Below are 1,479 nucleotides of genomic sequence, written 5' to 3'. Positions count from 1 at the left end.
CGCCGTCCAGGCGGCGGGCGCAAGCGGGCAGTAGAGGTGGATCCAGGACTTCGGCCCGCGCTGTTGGCGCTGGTCGAACCCGACATGCGTGGGGATCCGATGTCGCCACTGAGATGGACGGCGAAGTCCACCCGCGGACTCGCCGGCCAGTTGACCAGGCAAGGCCACCGCATCTCAGCGGACACCGTCGCCGCCCTGCTGAGGGAGGAGGGATTCAGCCTTCAGGCCAACGCCAAGACCCTCGAGGGGGCCCAGCATCCCGACCGGGATGCCCAGTTCCACTACATCAACGACCAGGCCAAGGAGCACATCGCTGCCGGCGACCCGGTGATCAGCGTGGATACAAAGAAGAAGGAACTGGTCGGCCCCTACAAGAACGGGGGCCGTGAGTGGGAACCGAAGGGAGCTCCGGCACAGGTCAAGACCCATGACTTCCTGGACCGGCAGGGGCCGGGCAAGGCGATCCCGTACGGGATCTACGACGTCGCCGCGAACTCCGGCTGGGTGAGCGTCGGCACCGACCACGACACCGCGGCCTTTGCCGTCGCTTCCATCCGACGCTGGTGGCAGGCCCGTGCCGGCCACGACTACCCTCAGGCCGCCCGGCTGCTGATCACTGCAGACGCGGGCGGCTCCAACGGATACCGCACCCGCGCCTGGAAGACCGAACTCGCCGCCCTGGCCCGTGAGACGGGCCTGGAGATCACGGTCTGCCACATGCCGCCGGGGACCTCGAAGTGGAACAAGATCGAGCACCGGCTGTTCTCCCACATCTCCATGAACTGGCGGGGCAGACCTTTGACCAGCCACGACGTCATCGTGAACAGCATCAACGCAACCACCACCCATACCGGCCTGACAGTCCACGCCGAACTCGACCCGGGCACCTATGACACCGGCATCAAGGTCACCGACACAGACTTCGACTCACTGCCCATGCACCGCCACCGCTTTCACGGCGACTGGAACTACACCCTCCACCCACAGCACCACGACACGGCGGGCGCGGCCGAGGACCCACGGCCAGCTGAAAGCCTGCGACCTCAGCCCTGCGCCCGCGGTCTGCGCTATGCGGAACTGACGGGCATGACCGAACTGGCGCTGGACGAACTCGTCGACCAGCTGTCCCGGAAACTCGACGAGCTACGTGAACGAGGGCGGTCCCAGCAGCGAGGAGGAGATCGCATCCGAGCTCGCGGAGCAGGCGCCAAGGACAAACTGACCACCGACGACCGAGTCCTGGCCACCGTTCTCTACCTGCGCAAACTCGGCCCCCGAGACCTGATCGCCCAGCTCTTCGGCGTCAGCGGCAGCACCATCACCAGAGCCGTTCAGCAAGTCCAGCCCCTCCTTGCCGAGCACGGCTACACCGTTCCACCCTCAACAGCCAGGTTCCGCACACCCGCCGACGTCACCGCGTTCCTCGCGGACAACATGCCCACAGAGATCAAGTCAGCATGTTGATTCTCTGCAAGCCCT

General features: G+C 66.0%; 1 protein-coding gene. It reads left to right on the top strand.

What is annotated here, in order from left to right:
* Window positions 1-1,464: ISAzo13 family transposase (locus ACZ4MU_RS35200; RefSeq protein WP_467883702.1), on the top strand; the 1,464-nt coding region annotated here is incomplete at its 5' end.
* Window positions 1,465-1,479: the final 15 nt, after the last annotated feature.

The organism is Streptomyces sp. NPDC026377, from assembly GCF_055567715.1.
Note: the sequence above shows the minus strand (reverse complement) of the source record. Positions and strands in the feature narration are given on the sequence as shown.